Here is a 1353-nt window from a genome sequence, read left to right on the forward strand (position 1 = left end):
GAAGAAGGACCGCGTCGACGACGCCCTCAACGCCACCCGCGCGGCGGTCGAGGAAGGCATCGTCCCGGGCGGCGGCACCGCGCTGCTGCGCGCCACGGCAGCTGTTCGGGCTCTTTCGAACGACAACCCCGACGTGCAGGCCGGCATCAAGATCGTCCTCAAGGCTCTTGAGGCCCCGCTCCGCCAGATCGCCCAGAACGCGGGCGTCGAGGGCTCGATCGTGGTCGGCAAGATCCTGGCTGATGCCTCCTCGACCTTCGGCTTCGACGCCCAGACCGAAGCGTATGTTGATATGCTTCGGGCCGGCATCGTCGATCCGGCCAAGGTGGTCCGTGCGGCCATTCAGGGCGCGGCTTCGGTCGCCGGCCTGCTGGTGACCACCGAGGCCATGATCGCCGAGGCTCCGCGGAAGGAGGCCCCGCCGATGCCGAGCGGTGGTGGCATGGGCGGCATGGACTTCTGATCTGCCCGACTAAGTCTGGGTGATACTCGATGAGCCGGATGCCGGCTCGTCGGGGGCGCTTCACGTGGGCCGGATGAGGGGACCGGCCCCGCTCCGGTCCTGCGGGTGCACGGGATCGAGGCGTTCCCGTCTATCGGCGCTGTATCATCGAAATCGAAGCCCGCGTCTCGCGCGGTGAGGCGGCTCAAGTCGCGGGAGGCTGCGGCGGCCGATACCGAAATAAGTCTGAGGGCAACGCACATGCGCATTCTCGTCGGCTGCGAGATGACCTACGAGTTCCCGCAGCCCACCCCCATCATCGCGACGCTTAACATCCACGCATCGCGCTTCTCGGATCTCGAACGACCCGACTACTTAATCACGACCCCCGCTGTACCGGTCCAGGGCTACCGTGACAGTTTTGGGAACTGGTGCAGCCGCATGGTTGCCCCGGCTGGCCGCTTCAAGCTGCGGACCGACACGATCGTGCGGGACCCCGGCGGCGGCGACCCGGAGGTCTTCAACGCTGGGGAGACCGCCATCGAGACGTTGCCGTCGGACACGGTGCTGTTCCTCCTCGGCAGTCGGTACTGTGAGACCGATCGTCTGTCATCGATCGCCTGGGATCTGTTCGGCCACCTGCCGCCGGGCTGGGGGCGTGTGCAGGCGATCTGCGACTACGTCCATGATCGAATTACCTTCGGATACGAGCATGCGCGGGCAACGCGGACGGCCTTCGATGCATTCGAGGAGCAGCGGGGCGTCTGCCGTGATTATGCGCATCTGGCGATCGCGTTCTGCCGGTGTCTCAACATCCCGGCACGCTACTGCAACGGATATGTCAGCGACATCGGTCTGCCGCTGCCCCATGCGCCCGGCGATTTTGCCGCCTGGATGGAGGTCTTTCTCGG

Annotated in this window: 2 protein-coding genes; both read left to right on the forward strand. The window is 66.1% G+C overall.

Annotated elements, in window-relative coordinates; translation table 11 throughout:
• The coding region (locus BLW78_RS30670; RefSeq protein WP_280141984.1) for a TCP-1/cpn60 chaperonin family protein at nt 1–463 on the forward strand (463 nt) is incomplete at its 5' end.
• A 240-nt stretch (nt 464–703) separates the two neighbouring features.
• Nucleotides 704–1353, forward strand: a 650-nt coding sequence (locus tag BLW78_RS30675; RefSeq protein ID WP_091684096.1) for a transglutaminase-like domain-containing protein, incomplete at its 3' end; no start/stop codon positions are given.

The sequence above is a fragment of the Methylobacterium sp. 275MFSha3.1 genome (genome assembly GCF_900108435.1).
Taxonomy (GTDB): domain Bacteria; phylum Pseudomonadota; class Alphaproteobacteria; order Rhizobiales; family Beijerinckiaceae; genus Methylobacterium.